This window comes from Protofrankia sp. Cj3 (assembly GCF_917627355.1).
GTDB lineage: Bacteria > Actinomycetota > Actinomycetes > Frankiales > Frankiaceae > Protofrankia.
Genome location: NZ_CAKJTR010000011.1, coordinates 32,389 through 49,474, shown reverse-complemented (window position 1 = coordinate 49,474; position 17,086 = coordinate 32,389). Strand labels below are relative to the sequence as shown.

14 protein-coding genes are annotated in these 17,086 nt (G+C 66.5%); 11 read left to right on the top strand and 3 right to left on the bottom strand.

The window, feature by feature from the left end; all coding sequences use genetic code 11:
• The 5 genes from MJ783_RS02875 to MJ783_RS02855 all read left to right on the top strand — a co-directional run.
• The coding region (locus tag MJ783_RS02875; RefSeq protein WP_239308345.1) for a WD40 repeat domain-containing protein at positions 1-578 on the top strand (578 nt) is incomplete at its 5' end.
• 116 nt (positions 579-694) lie between these two features.
• Entirely contained in the window at positions 695-2,200 is a 1,506-nt protein-coding gene (locus MJ783_RS02870) for a S8 family peptidase (RefSeq protein ID WP_239308344.1), read from the top strand.
• A 16-nt stretch (positions 2,201-2,216) separates the two neighbouring features.
• On the top strand, positions 2,217-3,476 hold the full coding sequence (locus tag MJ783_RS02865) for an SPFH domain-containing protein (protein ID WP_239308343.1): 1,260 nt from the start codon (positions 2,217-2,219) through the stop codon (positions 3,474-3,476).
• Positions 3,477-3,688: 212 nt separating this feature from the next.
• A complete protein-coding gene (locus MJ783_RS02860) occupies positions 3,689-4,792 on the top strand; it encodes an ImmA/IrrE family metallo-endopeptidase (RefSeq protein ID WP_239308342.1) in 1,104 nt (367 codons plus the stop codon).
• A 3-nt stretch (positions 4,793-4,795) separates the two neighbouring features.
• A complete protein-coding gene (locus tag MJ783_RS02855; protein WP_239308341.1) occupies positions 4,796-5,338 on the top strand; it encodes a hypothetical protein in 543 nt (180 codons plus the stop codon).
• A gap of 52 nt (positions 5,339-5,390) precedes the next feature.
• Here the strand turns inward: MJ783_RS02855 and MJ783_RS02850 are convergent, their stop codons facing one another.
• The 3 genes from MJ783_RS02850 to MJ783_RS02840 all read right to left on the bottom strand — a co-directional run bounded on the left by MJ783_RS02850 (position 5,391) and on the right by MJ783_RS02840 (position 8,292).
• Positions 5,391-6,065, bottom strand: a complete 675-nt coding sequence (locus MJ783_RS02850) for a dihydrofolate reductase family protein (RefSeq protein ID WP_239308340.1) — start codon at positions 6,063-6,065, stop codon at positions 5,391-5,393.
• Positions 6,066-6,118: 53 nt separating this feature from the next.
• Entirely contained in the window at positions 6,119-7,885 is a 1,767-nt protein-coding gene (locus MJ783_RS02845) for an ATP-binding protein (RefSeq protein WP_239308339.1), read from the bottom strand.
• Positions 7,886-7,965: 80 nt separating this feature from the next.
• Positions 7,966-8,292, bottom strand: coding sequence for a putative quinol monooxygenase (locus MJ783_RS02840; protein ID WP_239308338.1), 327 nt, complete (start codon positions 8,290-8,292; stop codon positions 7,966-7,968).
• A gap of 286 nt (positions 8,293-8,578) precedes the next feature.
• Between MJ783_RS02840 and MJ783_RS02835 the strand changes: the two genes are divergently transcribed.
• The 6 genes from MJ783_RS02835 to MJ783_RS02810 all read left to right on the top strand — a co-directional run.
• Complete coding sequence (locus tag MJ783_RS02835; RefSeq protein WP_239308337.1) at positions 8,579-9,397, top strand: enoyl-CoA hydratase/isomerase family protein; 819 nt, start codon at positions 8,579-8,581, stop codon at positions 9,395-9,397.
• A gap of 116 nt (positions 9,398-9,513) precedes the next feature.
• Positions 9,514-10,662: a CaiB/BaiF CoA-transferase family protein gene (locus MJ783_RS02830; protein ID WP_239308336.1), complete on the top strand. Its 1,149-nt coding sequence runs from the start codon at positions 9,514-9,516 to the stop codon at positions 10,660-10,662.
• Between the two features lie 2 nt (positions 10,663-10,664).
• A complete protein-coding gene (locus MJ783_RS02825) occupies positions 10,665-11,729 on the top strand; it encodes a phosphotransferase family protein (RefSeq protein ID WP_239308346.1) in 1,065 nt (354 codons plus the stop codon).
• 92 nt (positions 11,730-11,821) lie between these two features.
• On the top strand, positions 11,822-12,760 hold the full coding sequence (locus tag MJ783_RS02820) for an aldo/keto reductase (protein WP_239308335.1): 939 nt from the start codon (positions 11,822-11,824) through the stop codon (positions 12,758-12,760).
• 219 nt (positions 12,761-12,979) lie between these two features.
• Positions 12,980-14,197: an ABC transporter substrate-binding protein gene (locus tag MJ783_RS02815; protein WP_239308334.1), complete on the top strand. Its 1,218-nt coding sequence runs from the start codon at positions 12,980-12,982 to the stop codon at positions 14,195-14,197.
• An 87-nt stretch (positions 14,198-14,284) separates the two neighbouring features.
• A partial coding sequence (locus MJ783_RS02810) for a branched-chain amino acid ABC transporter permease/ATP-binding protein (protein ID WP_239308333.1) occupies positions 14,285-17,086 on the top strand: 2,802 nt, incomplete at its 3' end.

The following is a 17,086-nucleotide window of genomic DNA, read 5'->3' as shown; positions in this document are numbered from 1 at the left end:
TCAGGAAGACCGTGGAGACGGTACGTCGTGTGACGGCGGCTCGGTTCAGTTGGGATGGCGGGTGGTTGGTCACCCTGGATGACAGCTGTTCGCCACGGCTGTGGGCGCTCGCCACCGGTGCCTGCGTCTACCCCTCGGCGGCCGGTAAAGATGCTGGGGACTTCACCGCGGCGGGCTCCGAGGTAGTGGACGCCGCGCTCGGCCTGGCCGGCCAGTTGCTTGTGTTACGCCACCGTTCGATGGTCATCTCGTTTATCGACGTGGCAGCCTGCCGGGTACGGGCACGGTTCTCCCACCCCAGAACGCCGGGCGCGCTTACCGTCAGCCGGGACGGACGTTTCATGGCCGCGCACAGCCCGGCATATCGGGTGGTCTTTGTTTATGATCTTTCCGCGGGGCCGGCGAGGCACCGATCGGTGCACGAACCGCGCGTAAACGCGGTCGCGTTCAGCCCTGACGGGCGCTGGTTCGCCACCGCATCCGACGCCGGTGAGGCGGCTCTGTGGCGTCTGCCGAACCCGTCCACGTCCCCGTCGGCTACGCATCCGGTCGACGATGCGGAACCTTTCCACCCGTAGGGACGTTTGAGTGAGTGCGGCAATCCCGTATCAGGGGGAATTTCCCCAGCCTTATCGCATATATAGTCGGATCCGGCGGTCCCATGGCCGTCCAATGCCGCAGATCGGGGGACGTAATGAAATTCGATGATCCTGGCCGCCGGCCGGTAACGCATGCCCGGTCCGTCATCACGCCTGCGCTGGAGTCGCGGCTGACAGAGCTGGAGAGCCGAAGCGCATCAGGCACCGTCCGGGTCATCTTCGACCTCAACCCGGATTTCCCCGCCGGCCGCCGCGGTGCCGCGAATACCGTGCGCACGCTGCTGACCGAGGCAGCCGTGCGGTTCAGCGAGATGGACGTGTTCGACGACATCGGTGAGTCGCGGCTGTCTCGGGAGCTGGGCCGTTCCTACGTCGTCGCGGTCCTCCCGCCGGAGGCTGTGCGCTGGGTCGTCCACGTCGATGTCGAGCAGGCTGAACAGGATGCCGGCAACTGGCGGCTGCGCGCGATCCGGCGGGTCTGGCCCGACTTCGAAGTTTCGGCGCTGCTGGACAGGTCCGTGGCGGTGATAAAGGGCGACGCGGCCCAGGCAACCTTCGGCGCGTTCGGTGAAAACATTGTCTGGGCGGTTGTCGACTCCGGGGTTGACGAGCGGCACCCACACTTTGCTAAATGGGACAATCTCAGTCTGCCGGCTCAACTTGAGCACGTCGATCTGACGGACGGCAACGCTCCAACCCGGGATGATTATGGTATCGGGCATGGCACGCCGGTCGCCGGTATCATCGCGGGTGAGGTGGCGGCTGACTCCGCCGAAACCGGTGGACGTCGGTTACGTGTCCGCCAGATGCTGCTTGACGGCGACAAGACGGTGGATGCGTACACGTCCGCGATCACCAGGATCGGCGGTGTCGCCCCGCGTTGTAAGATTGTGAGCTACAAGGTGTTCGGCGCGGGCCGGCTGGCCAACGTGAGTGCGGTGATCGCGGCGCTGGAGCACATCCAGCGGGTCAACGACTACGGCCGTAACATTCGCATTCACGGAGTAAATCTGAGCCTTGGCTACTCGTTTTACCCGGAGTGGTTTGTCGGCGGGTATTCCCCGCTGTGCAACGAGGTCGACCGCATGGTCGCCTCGGGCGTGTTGGTGGTCGTTGCCGCCGGCAATTCGGGTTTCGTGCGGACGGAAGTAGCCCGGAACACCGATGATTTCAGCGCGGGCGTTACGATCAACGATCCAGGAAACGCCTTCGGCGCTATCACGGTCGGCTCCACGCATCGAGTCGCCCCGCACCGGTACGGGGTTTCCTATTTTTCCTCCAAGGGGCCGACGGGGGATGGCCGGCTCAAGCCGGACCTTGTCGCCCCCGGCGAACACATTGTGAGCTGCGTCAGTTCGACGGCCCAGCCCGACGACGAGGACTGGGACTATCCAGACTACAGCGAGTTCAGCGGGACGAGCTTGGCGGCGGCACACGTCTCCGGGGCCATCGCCGCCTTTCTCTCGGTGCGTAGCGAGTTTATCGGCAGCCCCGAACGGGTAAAAAAGGTTTTCCTGGACTCCGCGACCGATCTCGGCCGGGTACGGGAGTTTCAGGGGCACGGCCTGGTTGACGTCATGCGGGCCATCCAGTCAGTCTGATGACACCGGGGTCGATATGAATGACTGGCGTGCATGGCTGAGGAACCAGTCACCCTGGAATCTCGGCGCGCTGATCGCGGTGACAGCGCTGGCCGGCTGGCTGTTGTTCGTCATCCCCAAATTATTCTTCGCGCTGCTGGCGCTGTTTGTTCTAGGAGTCGTCATGGCAAAATTGTCGGAACCGCTGGGCCAGGACGAGGCGGGTGTCGTCTCGGGGTGGTGGGATCATCGCATCAAGGTGGTGCTGAAAGGGCGGATCTTCCTCCCTCCGGGCGCCATCCTCACCAAGATTTCGTTGCAGTGGCAGCCGATCGAGTTCCGGGTGACCTGTCAGTCCTCCGACGAGGTGCCGCTGACGCTCGATCTTCGTACAGCTTTTCGGATCCCACGAGACGAGCAGGCGATCCGGACGGTGAGCGAGCATTTCGGCGAGGACACGGAGAACATGCACCGGCAAGTCATCGACACCCTTGTCGTACATATTCGTGACGTGGTGGGCGAACGGGCCATGGGGCAGGTCGATCGCGATTTCGGAAAGATCGCGGACGAGGTGATGTGGAGGTCCAGGCCGGCACTGGTGGAGATGGGATTCGAACCGCGGCCACTGTCCGTCGCGAACGTTGTGCTGCCTGCGGACTGGGTGGCGGAGCGGGAGAAGAAGATATCGCTGGACGCTCACCTGCGGACGCTTACGACCAAACTGGCTATAGAGGATCAGATCAGTGCCACGCGGTCCCGGCGGGAGGCGAACGAGCGGCTGACGGCGGAGCGGGCCAGAGCGGATGCCGACACCTATGCTGAGCTGAGACGGCTGGAAGTCGCCAGGGCACGCATAGCGGTGGCGGATGAAAGCCGGGCGTCGGAACGCGACCACGCCCGGGCACTGGCCGAGCTGGAGGCATACAAACTGGCCGAACGGCTGCGTATTGAAGGCGGCCACCACGAGGAGAACATCCAACGGATGATCGTGGAAAGACTACCGGAGATCCTGGAGGCCAAGGGCAAACTGCTGCCGAACCTGCGGACCTACATTGCGGGTTCCCACGACAAGGGGTTGGTCAGTCTGATGACCGGGCTGGCCGGGTTCGGGCCCGACATCATGCGTGAACTGACGAACCTGATCGGCTCGCTCAGCGGCGGCCCGACAGCCGAGTTCTCCAGCGACGGCCCGCGTCCACAGATCGCCGCGGCCGACGGCTCATCCGCGGATGCCGCCGTGCGCACCGCGCAACAGGACGCCTCGCATGCGGAGGTCGTCGAGTCACCGACTGAGTAATGGTCCGCGATACCGTCGATCACAACGGTTCGGCAGGTCACGAGTGGAAGAGCGACACGTATTTTCTGCCCGACACGGGGGTTTCGGACGTCCATCCGTCGTGCCGTGGCTGCGGCGGCCCTGCGCTGGGGTAGGCCCCGCGGAGGTAGCCACGTGGCCCGGACAGATGCGTTCCGTTGGGATTTTCCCAACGGAACAGGTAGCATGCATGTATGCACAGTATTGGTGACCGCGTGCTGGAGCATATCAGGCAGGTCTGCCCCACCACCCGGCAGCGGGACATCGCGGCGGACATCGGGATGCCGCCCGATGCGTTCTCGCGCGCGCTAAACGGCAAGCGCGCCTTCTCCTCGATCGAGTTGGCGCGCCTGGCTGACCTGCTGGATGCGGACATCCATTGGCTGATCACCGGACAGCCCGACCCGCATCGGCTGGTCGTCGCGGCGCGTCACGATTTTAATCACCTGACGGGCCGCCGGAGCGTACCCGAGCGTGACGCTGACGAGCTGGTGCTACGCGACATCGCCTTGGCCTATCGTCAGGCCTACTCCGAACCGCAGCACGGACCAGCCCTTCCAGAGAGTGTTGACGGGGCTGGTGCTGATGGGGTCAGGGTGGCGCTGGGTGAGGACTTCGTGCGCCCCTTCGCGGATCGGCTGGAGAGCCGGTTCGGCGTCGATGTTGTGCGGATCGCAGACCTGTCCACCGCGTACTCGTTCACCATCGGTGGCCGCCATGTGATCGCGCTCTCGGCGACCGGGAACTGGTTCTGGGAGAACTGGTCAATGGCACATGAGTTGGGCCATCTCGTCTGGGGTCACCACGACCAGGGGTTCTCCGCGGCCGAGCGGGACCAGCGCGAGGCGGCCGCGAACGCGTTCGCGGCGGAGCTTCTGCTCCCCCGTGAGTCGCTTGCCGTGATTGACTGGGACCGGTACGAGGCGGCCGGGCTGGCTGACCTCGTGTGGCGGTGGGGTGTGTCCACCGACGCACTCGCCCGCCGCCTGCATGCCCTGAACGGCTACGTGCCCGATGTGGTGCGGGAATGGGCCGGACAACCGACCCAGCGTTTGTTGCGGCGTCACCGGGCGCCCAATTCAGGTAAAGATGAGATCACTTTGCGTATGGACGCAGCCGCCCAGCGTCGTTTCCCCCTCACGCTGCAGGAGGCGCACCTCAAAGGGATCGAAGCCGGGACCCTCGGCAAGGGAACGCTCGCCTGGATGCTCGGTATTGATCCCGATGCGCTGGATGTTGACATCCCCGCAGTGCCTGAGGTGACCATTGATGATCTTGCTAGGGCGTTGGACCTCTGAACCGTGGCCGTGCTCCTGTTCCCGGACAACACAGTTCTGATCAATTTTGCGATCATCAACCGGATGGATCTGCTGGAGCGGCTGGCGAACGGCCACGGCCACTGGTGCGCCACCGTGGCAGCGGAATGCGACTCGTCGGCACGCAAACCCGGTCTCGCCGCGTTGGCCGATGCCAGCGGCATTTTCGGGTCGCCCTGGTTCCCCGACGCGGCAGAACTTCAGGACACGAGGCTTCTTCGCGAGGAGCTTGCCAGCCCAGGCGACCACCCTCACCGACACCTCGGTGAAGCCGAGACGCTCGCAATCATGATCCGTCGCCGCGTGCACGGATTCTTCGTCACCGATGACAACGATGCCGTACGGCTCGCCGCTCGGAACAAGATCAAAGTAGTCAGGACCTGGCACCTGTTGAAGGTCGCGGCCAAGCGGGAATGGGTCGACGCTGACGCCTTGTGGGGATATACCCAGACCCTCCGCACTCATCAGCGAGGAAGTCCTCCTGAAGTGATCGACAGGCCCTCATTCGACAAGTGGCTGGCACTCTGACGTCAACCACACCGCTCGGACGCCGCTGACAATGCCGACCACAGAACAGAGGTCAGCCGAGCAGGTAGCGCAGGAAGACGACGTCGTCGAGCTGACGGGCCTCGGCCAGTGTCATCCGGTGGCCGGGGTGGTGGGGAAAGGTGCTGGTGCCGGCGAAGCGGGGTGCGGCCGGGTCGCCGATGAAGAACGGTGCGATCACCAGGTGGATCTCGTTGGCGAGCCCGGCGGTGAGGAACTGGGTGTGGATGGTGCCGCCGCCCTCGACCATCAGCCGGCGTACGCCGCGCGCGGCGAGGTCGGCCAGGAGGGTGTGGAGGTCGAGTGGGTTCCCGGCGTCCACGACGGATGCCACGTCGGTGAGATGTCCGCGGGTCTTGTTCACGGTGGGGGTCGTGGCATAGACGATTTTCTCGGCTGGCCCGGTGGTGAAGAAGCTGGCGGTGGGGTCGAGGTCGCCGCGACTGGTGAGGGTGATTTTGATGGGGTTTTCGGGTAGGCCGCGGGTTATCCGGCCGGTGCGGCGGGCTGTTGAGCGGATCAGCAGCCGGGGGTTGTCACGGCGGATGGTGTTCGCGCCTACGAGGATGGCATCGACGCTGGCACGGACTTCGTCGACCCGGTCGAGGTCGGCCCTGTTGGAGATTATCAGCCGTTGGTTGGTGGTGTCGTCGAGGTAGCCGTCCACGGATGTGGCGGCCGACAGCAGGATGTAGGGGCGTTCGGTCATGTGGTTGTCGTGGGTGGCCTTGGCGCGCTCACAGTGACCCGCATCCCTCGGTTTCATCGGCGGCGGCTGCCGCGTTGCGGAAACGCCGGCCCGGCTTCGTACCTGACGGTCGGCCCGCGGGTCGGCGAGTCGGCCGTGCGCTGGAGCACGCCCTTCTCCGCGAGCGAACGCAGGAGCGCGCTCGCCCGCTGGACCCCCACCAGGAACAGGTTCTGGACGGTCTGGTTGGAGATCGTCCCATATTCACGCAGGTGCGCGACGATACGACGCTCGATCTCATCGGAGTCGTTGCGATGGTAGGGCAGCAGCGTGCCCAGTTCCGCGCGCGTACGTTCCCGGAAGCGATACGCGGGTATCCGGTACCGGCGTGTCGCTCGAACCGGCTCCAGCAGATCGTAGGTGTCGTCCGACAGCCGCTGGAGAGCCTCGGATGCCTCTTCAACGCTCTTCTGGAGGATAGGAGCGATCTTAACCGCATCGACGGTCGCATGGGACCGAAGGAAATGAATGAGCAGAATTGCATCAGTGTCGTCCTGCACCTCAACAGGCAGGCTTGCGATCATTACCGCAAGGCGTGTCACAGGAGCACCGCCGTCGATGACGACCCGGACGCTCCCGCTCCCGCTTGTAAAGACCGGCGGCGGATGTCCTGCGCGGATCATGACTCGCACCATCACATCGACACCGGTGCCGGCTCTTTCCGCCAGGCGGAGTACCCGCAGCGCCTCGACCAGGCAGCGGTTTCGCGGCTTGGACACATGCGTGAGCAAGTTCTCCTCGGTTACCCCGAACACCAGCTCCCCAGGTGATGTCACAACGAGCCGGCTGGGGCTGTGCTCGACGACTACCGGCTCAGGATGCCGGTAGTCGCGGTGTGCGATTGCGTTGACCACGGCTTCGCGCGCGGCCGGGCCGGGAATCGTTTCGAGTTGTTGTTGCACGCCGGTGGGAAGTGTGACCGACGTGGTCTCGTTGATTGCGTCAATATCCCGAAGAAGATCGGCCAGGGCGACAATCAGGGGAGTTCGGTGGACTGATGATGGACGGGTAAGGGGACCGGCCGGCGTCCGCCGCCGCAGGTACTGGATTGTCGGATCAGCGGCGAAAGGGTGCAGGCTACTGAACAGCAGGGCACCTCCCCGGGTGAGATGTCCGCTGCTGTCCAGAACCGCGCACTCACGCAGGAGGTCGGTGACGCTTAGCTCGGCACGCCGACGGCTCTGGGCGTCTCCCGCCTCGGTGAGCCCACGGCGTGCCTCCTCGACCGCGCGTGGGGACACGTCGTCGACCCGCAGGTGCGTGGGCTCGGCGGACCAGTCGTATCCACGGCGCTCGTCACGGATGACGGCTTCCCGGCCAGGAGCCATCGGTTCGCAGGAGGTGCCCATCCGTTCGCGAAGTTTTCCACCAGCCCGAACCAGGTCAAATGCTGTTTCCACGGTGATGAGAAGCAGCCGCATGCCGTGTGCGACGCGACTTTCAATATCGACTACCAAGGATGGCGACGTGTGCTGCCAGATTCGATGGCGAAGATCGTCTATGTCGAGGTCGGTGGGTACGCCCACGATGGCCGCGGGCCCAGCCCCATCGTCGCGCACCCCGACGATGACCGTCCCGCCCCGGCTGTTGGCCAGGCAGGCCACAGCTTCGGCGAGGTCGGCAGCCGCAGCCTTCAGCAGGTCGCGGTCGTTGCCCGCGGGACGCTTCAGCTCCTTGAAGTCGAGTGTCTGCGACTCCAGCTCGCACGCTTCCCGTCCCGCGAGCACCTCGTCGATCGCCCTGTCCGCTTCACGGCGGAGCTGCTCGCGACTCACAGTCACGAGTAGTTTTATACCACCCTGTCAAGGCAGGCTTGTATAAAACTCGGTCGGAGGGTCGGAAGGTCGGAGGGTCGGGACGCTCAGGGGCGCGCTGAGGTGGGCAGGCCGACGCCGGTGACGGGGCTGAGGATGAAGCCCTTGCCCGGCTGTTCCATCAGGGCGTTGAGCCGGCTACCGGCCGCTTTCATGATCGGACCCTTGCCGTGGGCCTTGAACGCTGTCTCGTCGGGGTATAGCTCGTAGAAGGCGAACGAACCCGGCTTGTCGGCCCGCTGGTGGGAGACGTGCATCAGGACGGCCGGTTCCTCGGCCTTCATGGCCGCGCTGATCTCGCCCAGGATCCCGATCGCATCGTCGATCTTGTCCGCTGGCACCGAGAAGGTGAACATGACCGCGACGGGTGGCATGGGCCGTTTCCTCCTATGAGCCATGAGCTACGGGAGCGGGAGAGGAGAGGGAGAGGAGAGGGAGAGGGAGACGCTTGGAGGGCGGTCAGCACAGCACGCTGGATCGTTGTCAATCAGGGCGGAAGCCTGCATTTTTAAAGTTAGACTATCAAACGCATTGCACTACAAGTACGCGAAAGCGTAGCGTCGGCAGCCACCGTTGCGATGCCATCCCCCTGACATGGACGGCCGGTCGCACATGTTGTTGTGGGGGCGGCGTCGTCCCGGCCGAAGGAGCGCTGAAGCGTTGGAGACCGGCAGTTTGGAGACCATCAGCTTCGAGGAAGTGGCTCCGCGCGTCGCCGTCCTCACCCTCAACCGGCCGGACCGGCTGAACGCCATCACGCTGAAGATGTACGACGAGATCGAAAAGATCGTCGACGCCCTGTCCCGGGACGTCTCGACCCGGGTCCTGGTGATCACGGGTGCGGGCCGGGGCTTCTGCTCAGGGCAGGATCTGCGCGACCTCGGCGCGGACCCCGCCGCGTCGGATCTCGGCCGGATCCAGTTCGGGATGGCCTGGCAGACCCGGGCGGCTCAGTTGATCAAAACCATCCACGAGTTGCCGCAGGCGGTCATCGCCGCGGTCAACGGCCCAGCTTCGGGCGCGGGGCTGGCCCTCGCGCTGGCCGCGGATATCCGGCTCGCCGCGAGCTCCGCCCGCTTCAACGTGGCCTTCGTGCGTATCGGTCTGTCCGGCGCGGACATGGGCACCAGTTACTTCCTGCCCCGGATCGTCGGGCCGACGGCGGCAGCCGAGATGATGCTGACCGGTCGGTTGATCGACGCGCTGGAGGCCAGGGACAACGGCTTGGTGCTGCGGGTCGTCGACGACGGCAGGGTACTGGACGAGGCACTGTCGATCGCTTCGGCGATCATGGCCAACAGCCCGTTCGGGGTCCGGATGACCAAACAGGTGCTCTGGAAGAACATCGACGCTCCAAGCCTCGACGCCGCGATGCAGCTGGAGAACCGTACCCAGATCCTTGCCAGCCTGACCGAGGACTGCCGCGAGGCGGAGGCCGCCTTCCTCGCCAGGCGCGCGCCCGTCTTCGGCGACACGTGAACACGTGAACACGTGAGCGGGGGCAGCGTGCCGTGCCACCGGCCGATGGCACGGCACCGGACACCGGACAGGCCGACAGGCCGACAGGATGGGCGGGTCGACAGGATGGGCGGGCGATGACCGAGGAACAGACAACCGAGGAACAGACGACCGGGACATTAACCGGCGGGCCACTGCGAGGGGTGCGCGTTGTGGAACTCGCCGGCCAGGGGCCTGGGCCGTTCGCCGCGATGCTGCTCGCCGACATGGGAGCCGACGTCGTCTCGGTGGACCGTTCACCCGGCGCGCAGGCCGAGCCGGCGTCCGTGCTGCTGGCCCGCGGCCGGCGGACCGTCACCGTCGACCTCAAGGATCCAGCGGGGGTGGCCGCGGTGCTCGCGCTCACCGACGCCGCGGATGTCTTCATCGAGGGTTACCGACCGGGCGTGGCCGAGCGTCTCGGTGTCGGCCCCGAGGTCTGCCTTGCCCGCAACCCTCGGCTCGTCTACGGGCGGGTGACCGGTTGGGGCCAGGAGGGTCCTTATGCTCGGGCGGCCGGCCACGACATCAACTACATCGCGCTCGCGGGGGCGCTGGACCCGATCGGTCGGGAGGGACAGGCGCCGGTCCCGCCGCTCAACCTCGTCGGTGACTTCGGTGGCGGCGGGATGCTGCTCGGCTTCGGGGTGATGTGCGCGCTGTTCGAGACGAGGGCGTCCGGGCTCGGTCAGGTCGTTGACGCGGCCATGGTCGACGGGGCCGCGCTGATGATGATGATGACGCACGAGATGCGTGCGTCCGGGACGTGGGATGGCCCGCGGGGCACCAACACCCTGGACACCGGCGCACCCTTCTACAACGTCTACGAGACCGCCGACGGCCGTCACATCGCGGTCGGCGCGATAGAGAACAACTTCTACCGCATCCTGCTGGAGCTGATCGGGATCGACCCGGTCGACGCGGCGACACAGTGGGACAAGAGCGGCTGGCGGCCGATGAAGGCCCGGCTCGCCGACGTGTTCAGAACGCGGACCAGGGACGAGTGGTGCGCGTTGCTGGAGCACACCGACGCCTGCTTCGCCCCGGTGCTGTCGATGGACGAGGCGCCCTCGCATCCGCACATCGCCCACCGCGGGACCTTCACCGACCGCGGGGGAGCGGTGCGTCCCGCGCCCGCCCCGCGCTTCAGCCGCACACCCGCGTCCACCCCACCCGGCCCGGTGGCGACGAGCGTCGGCGAGGTGCTCGCAACCTGGGGCGTGGCACCCACGACGAGCCAGGCGTGACCATGCGGCCTGCCGCGACGCCGGTCATCAACCTCGACGAGCTCGCTCGGCGGGTGCGTTCAGCCGCTGCCGCTGCCGCTGCCGCTGCCGCGGGTGCGGGTGCGGGTGGCCCGGCGGGCGAGGTGGCGGTCGAGGATCTTGTCGAGCTCACCGGTGGCCAGTCGGGCCACACCTTCGCCGCGTCGCTGGTGGACGCCGCCGGTGGACGCCGTCGGGTCGTGCTCAAGGTTGCCACGCCCGGTGTGTCTCCGGTCCGCAACCGGGACGTTCTACGACAGGCCCGGTTGTTGCGCGCGTTGGCTGCCGTGCCGGACATCCGGGTGCCCCGGGTGCTCTTCGGCGACCCGGGGGACCCGCCGGGAATCCCACCGCTGTTCGCGATGGACTTCATCGACGGGGACTCCTACGAGCCGATCATGGATACGCCGTGGGCGCCGCTCGCACCCGCGGCGGTGCGGGGCCGCTTCGCCGCGGCGGCGCGCATGCTCGCGGCGATGCAGGCCATCTCGCCGGTGTCGGTGGGCCTGGGGGATGAGCGGCCGGTGTCCCTGGCGGATGAGGTCGGTCGGTGGGAGCGCGCGCTGGACACGGTCGAACAGGCGTTGCGGCCGCGCCACTCGGAGTGTGCCGCGGCATTGCGCGCCCGGCTGCCGGCGGAGCTCGCCCCGGTCGTGGTGCACGGTGACTGGCGCCTGGGCAACATGCTCGCCGTCGGCGGCGACATCACCGCCGTCATCGACTGGGAGATCTGGACGGTGGGCGATCCCAGATTGGACCTGGCCTGGTTTCTGTCCATGTGTGGGGTGATGGGCAGCCCGATCGCGCGTTTCGACCCGCCGGGCGTCCCGTCCGCCGCTGCCGTCCTGGACACCTACGAGCAGGCCCGGGGCGCGACCGTGGCCGATCTGCGTTGGTTCGACGCGCTGGTCCACTTCAAGTCGGCGGCCACGCTGTCTCTCATTGTCAAGCACAACCGGCGGCGGCCCAGCCCGGACCCGTCCGCTGAGCGCTACGCGCAGGCCATCCCCGGATTGATCGAGAGCGCGCTGGCACTCCTGGGCTCATGACGTACCGCCGCGAACCACGAGGAGGACCGGCATGGCTGTAGCGGCTGCCGCTGCCGGTACCGGCAGCGGTACCGGACGGGGAAGGGACGGGAATGCGTACCCGAAGGATCGGTAGCCTGGAGGTCTCGGTCGTGGGGCTGGGCTGCAACCAGCTCGGCACCACCTGCGACGAGACCAGGACCGCGGCCATCCTCGCCGCCGCCGCCGACAGCGGCGTGACCTTCTTCGACACGGCTGACGAGTACGGTGCCGGCGCGTCCGAGGAGCTGCTCGGGCGTCTGTTGGCGGCCCGCCGCGACGAAGTCGTGATCGCGACGAAGTTCGGGTCGCGCTACGGCGCGGCGCCCGGCGAAGGCGGCGCGAGCCCCCGCTGGATCACGACGGCCGTCGAGGCGAGCCTGCGGCGGCTGCGCACCGACCGTATCGACCTCTACCAGCTGCACTTCCCCGACCCGTCCGTGCCGATCGAGGAGACCCTCGGTGCGTTGGAGGGCCTCGTTCAGGCGGGCAAGGCCCGGGAGATCGGGTGTGCGAACATGGCCACCGCCCAGATCGACGAGGCGGCGCGCGCCGCGAACGATCATGGCCTGAGGTCGTTCGCCAGCGTCCAGAACCGGCTCAATCTGTTGCGGCCGCAGGCGCTTTCCGACACCGTGCCAGCAGCGTCCGCCCAGGGCATGGCGTTTCTTCCGTTCTTCCCCCTCGCCTCCGGAGTTCTCACCGGCAAGTATCGCCGGGGGCAGGCTCCCCCCGCGGGCACCCGCCTCGGAGATCATGTAGCCCCTGCGGTGGCGGCGAAAATCCTCTCCGAGCGCACACACGACCGCCTTGAGGCCTTCGAGAGGCTGGCTGGCCAGGACGGGCACACCCTCCTGGAACTCTCGATCGCCTGGCTGATCGCGCAACCCGCGGTGGCATCGGTGATCGCTGGCGTGACCTCGCCGGCGCAGCTCCGCACCAACGTCGCCGCCGCCGAGTGGGAGCTGAGCGCGGAGACCATGGCCGCGGCCTCGGCGATCGCGCGCGGTTAGGCCCTTGCCGAGCCGGCTCCGCTGACCGCGCAGGTGGACCAGATTGTGCTGGTACTGACACCAAGAGTCATATTCGTGGATTTCCGGGCATGCGGTGAGTCTGGGACTTGACGGGTGTGGTGTCAAAGGTCACACTTCGCGCACTGTAGAAATGTCTATCCGATTAAGCGATTCATACTGTTGCGTTCGGTGATTCAGTTACCCTTCTCAAGGAGGATCATGAAAGTCCGCTCGAAGGCACCCTTCGCCGTAGCGCTTGCCGGTGCCCTCGCGCTGGCCGCATGCGGTAGTTCTTCGTCGAATGACGGGAGTGCCGCGTCGGGGTCGGCGACCAAGCTTTCCGGCGAACCCATAAAGATCATGACGATCCAGGCGCTGTCAGGCCCGTCCGACAGCTACCCGGGAGTCCCCGCGGCGGTGAAGGCCGCGGCTCAAGCAATCAACAAGGCCGGCGGTATCAAGGGCCGGCCGCTGGAGGTCACCGCCTGCGATGACCAGTTCGACCCGAACAAGGGCGCTGATTGTGCGACCCAGGCCGTTCAGGGCAAGTACCTGTTCGTGACGGCCAACTCCAGCACCGGCGACCGGTACATGCCGATCCTGGAGAAGGCGAAGATCCCGGCGATCGGTGAAGTACCGAGCAGCGCCAGTGAGCTCAAGAGCCCGTACTCCTTCCCGTTCGGCAGCGGCGCGGTCAACATCGCCGGTGGCGGGACGGCCTGTGGCAAGCTGGGTAAGAAGGATCCGGCCGTCGCGGTCGTCGACATCGCGGCTGGACGCAACTCGGCTTCCTTCTTCGGCATCGGCCTCAAGTCGTTCAACCTGAACATCAACAAGACTGTGCCGATCGCGCCGACTGCCACCGACCTGACGACCAGCGCGGCCACGTTGACCAGCGGCACCACCGACTGCATCGACATGGTGCTGGGCTCGAGCCAGGCGTCCAAGCTGTTGCAGGCGCTCTCGCAGGCGGGCTCCAAGGTCACGACCGCCTACGGCGCTACGGTCATCGAGGATAAAATGATCAAGACGCTTGGATCGGCCGCGGACGGGCTGGTGCTGGTTGGTTCGATGCCACCGGCCAGCGATACCACCATTCCCGCGATCAAGCAGTTCAACTCCGAGCTGGATGCCGCCGGTGTTGCCGCTGACACCCGCAGCGAAGGTGCCATGACCGCGTGGGCGACCGTCCACCTGGTGGCCCAGTACGCGGCGAAGCTGACCACGATCGACGGGGAGAGCCTGGCCAATGCTCTGAACACCGCCGGAGAGATCGACTTCTCGCCGCTGCCCAAGGTGGACTTCGCCAAGCCGATCAAGGTTCTGTTCGACGGTAACCGGATTTTCACCACCAGTGTGTACTTCTCCGAGGTCAAAAACGGTACCCGTACACCACTGTTCGACAACCAGGCATTCAACGTCCTCGGCAGCTCCTAACCGCGGCTGTTTCGGCACCCGGCCGCGGTTCCTCCCGCGGCCGGGTGCGCCGGCATACCCGCGTTCTCGGCAGAAAGGCTTTCCGACGTGGATTTCCTCCGCTTTGCCCTGCTGGGTCTTGGCACGGGCAGCTTGTACGCGCTGGCCGCGCTCGGGATCGTGCTGGTCTTCCGAGCCTCCGGAGTACTGAACTTCGCCAGCGGCGTGACGGGCGGTTTCGCCGCCTTCGTCTTCTATGACCTGCGCGACACCCATCATGTGAACTGGATCGCCGCGCTGGTGCTGAGTATCGCGTTCGGGGCGGCGCTGGGTGGTGCCACCCACCTGTTGGTCATGGTCCCGCTGCGCCGGGCCTCCGCGTTGGTCAAGCTCATCGCCACGCTCGGAGTCCTGCTGTTCCTCGAGGGCGTGGTGGTGCTTGTCTGGGGGTCCGCGCAGGAGCTGGTGAAGTCGATCCTGCCGACCAAGGCGGTCCACGTGACCGGCTCGTTGGTCATCGGTAAGGACCGTATCGTCCTCATCGGTCTTCTGATCGTGCTCGCGGCCGTCCTGTGGTTGATCTATTCCCGGACCCGGTTCGGTCTCGCGACCACGGCGGTGGCGGAGAACCGGCGCACGGCAGCGGCCTCCGGATGGTCGACATCCATGATTGAGCTGGTGAACTGGAGCGTCGGCGGCGCGCTGTACGCCACCGCCGCGATCTTCCTCGCGCCCATCACCGGACTGTCCGCGGGTGCACTCACCCTGCTTGTCGTTCCCGCGCTCGCGGCGGCGCTGGTCGGAGGCTTCTCGTCCTTCCTGCTCACGATCGGCGGCGCCATGCTGCTCGGTGTCGTGCAGGCGGAGGTCGGACGCTACCTCGCCGACGTCACCGGGCTCGCGGATTCCGTACCGTTCCTGTTGATTATCGTCATTCTCACTCTCGGTGGACGTGCCCGGCCCGCCCGCGGTGACCTTCCCGTGCGGTTGCCGTTGCCCGGTCCAGGACGGGTGAACCTGCCGCTGCTCATTCCGGCGATCGCCGCGGGTGCGTTGCTCGTCTGGACAGTGCCTACCGACTGGGTCGACTCGCTCGCCACGACCTTCATCGCGGCGGTGCTCGTGCTGTCCGTCGTCGTCGTCACCGGTTACGCTGGACAGCTCTCGCTCAGTCAGTGGGCGTTGGCCGGCTTCGGTGCCTGGGTCGCGGCCCGGCTGGTCGCCGCGTCGGGGTGGCCATTCTGGCTGGCGGCACTCGTCGGTGTTCTTGCCGCGATACCGGCCGGTCTCATTGTGGCGCTGCCCGCACTGCGTACCCGTGGGGTTAACCTCGCGGTCGCCACGCTCGGCCTGGCACTGGTGATCCAGAATATGATCTTGGGTAACGGTGAGCTCACCGGCGGGCTTGACGGGACCAATGTCGGGACGCCGTCCCTGTTCGGTGTCGACCTCGACCCGATCACCTACCCTCGGCGCTACGCGACTCTTGTTCTGATCATGTTGGTGTTGCTCGGTCTCCTCGTGGCCAATGTGCGGCGTGGCCGCACCGGTCGGCGGCTGCTGGCGATCCGCAGCAATGAGCGGGCTGCCGCGTCGATCGGCATCGGGGTCTACGGGGCCAAGCTCTACGCCTTCGGCCTGGCCGCCGCGATCGGCGCGATCGGCGGGATCCTCACCGGGTTCCGCAGCCCGACCGTGGTCTTCACTCAGTTCGACGTGTTCGGGTCCATCAACGTCGTCATGTATGCGGTGATTGGCGGTATTGGCTGGGCGTCGGGCAGCCTGGCCGGCGCCACCATGATTGCGGGCGGTGTCACGGCGAAGATCGTTGATTCGCTCGGTGACATCAGCGGCTGGCTGCCCCTCATCGCCGGTGGTGGCGTCATCCTGACACTTTTCCAGGCCCCGGACGGGATCGCCAAACTCAACTCCGATGGTTATCAGGCACTTGTCGCACGGCTGCGCGGCGGCGGATCGGCACCAGCGCCGGCTGTAGACGGTGCGGCGCCCGCTGGTACCACCGCGACCGGCGCTTCCGACGAAGCCGACGCAGCCGACGGAGCCGGCGGCGCTGCCGCTGACAGTCCGGCCGCCAGCCGTCGCCGTGAGCCCGCGGTTCTTGAGGTGCGTAATCTCAGCGTCCGTTTCGGTGGGGTGCAGGCGCTCAGCGACGTCAACCTGCGCGTTGAGCCGGGCAAGGTGCTGGGGCTGATCGGCCCCAACGGCGCGGGCAAGACGACCTTGCTGGACATCGTCACCGGCTTCACCAAGCCGACGTCGGGTGAGGTGCTGCTCGACGGGAAGCCCATCGCCGGATGGTCGCCGGTACGGCGGGCACGGGCCGGGCTGGCCCGGTCCTTCCAGGCGGTCGAGCTGTTCCCGGACATGACGGTCCGGGAGAATCTGCTCGCCGCCGCGGACACCCAGGCGCCGGGGTACTACTTCACCGACATGATCCGTCCTGGGCGGCAGCGTCCGTCCGTCACCATGGAAGAGATCATCGAGGAGTTCGGGCTGACGGATCTGCTGGACAGCAAGCCCGCTGAGCTTCCGCATGGCCGGGCGCGGCTCGTCGGCGTGGCCCGGGCGCTGCTCGCTGATCCGAACGTGCTGTTCCTCGACGAGCCGGCCGCCGGTCTGGACTCCCATGAGAGCGCCGAGATCGGGACGGTCATCCGGGGGATCGCCGAGCGGCGCAACACCGCCGTTCTGCTGATCGAGCATGACATTCCGCTGGTCCTCGGTATCTGCGACCGCATCGCGGTGCTCGACTTCGGTCGGAAGATCGCCGAAGGGGCACCTGAGGAGATCCGGACCAATCCCGATGTGATCCGTGCCTATCTCGGGGAGGACAGCGACACCGCCGGCTCCACTGCCGAGCCGGCTGGTGAGTTGACCGCCGAGCCGACC

Coding starts and splice junctions, on each gene's coding strand:
- MJ783_RS02870 (WP_239308344.1), top strand. CDS start 695: ATGAAATTCGATGATCCTGGCCGCCGGCCGGTAACGCATGCCCGGTCC.
- MJ783_RS02865 (WP_239308343.1), top strand. CDS start 2,217: ATGAATGACTGGCGTGCATGGCTGAGGAACCAGTCACCCTGGAATCTC.
- MJ783_RS02860 (WP_239308342.1), top strand. CDS start 3,689: ATGCACAGTATTGGTGACCGCGTGCTGGAGCATATCAGGCAGGTCTGC.
- MJ783_RS02850 (WP_239308340.1), bottom strand. CDS start 6,065: ATGACCGAACGCCCCTACATCCTGCTGTCGGCCGCCACATCCGTGGAC.
- MJ783_RS02840 (WP_239308338.1), bottom strand. CDS start 8,292: ATGCCACCCGTCGCGGTCATGTTCACCTTCTCGGTGCCAGCGGACAAG.
- MJ783_RS02830 (WP_239308336.1), top strand. CDS start 9,514: ATGACCGAGGAACAGACAACCGAGGAACAGACGACCGGGACATTAACC.
- MJ783_RS02825 (WP_239308346.1), top strand. CDS start 10,665: ATGCGGCCTGCCGCGACGCCGGTCATCAACCTCGACGAGCTCGCTCGG.
- MJ783_RS02820 (WP_239308335.1), top strand. CDS start 11,822: ATGCGTACCCGAAGGATCGGTAGCCTGGAGGTCTCGGTCGTGGGGCTG.
- MJ783_RS02815 (WP_239308334.1), top strand. CDS start 12,980: ATGAAAGTCCGCTCGAAGGCACCCTTCGCCGTAGCGCTTGCCGGTGCC.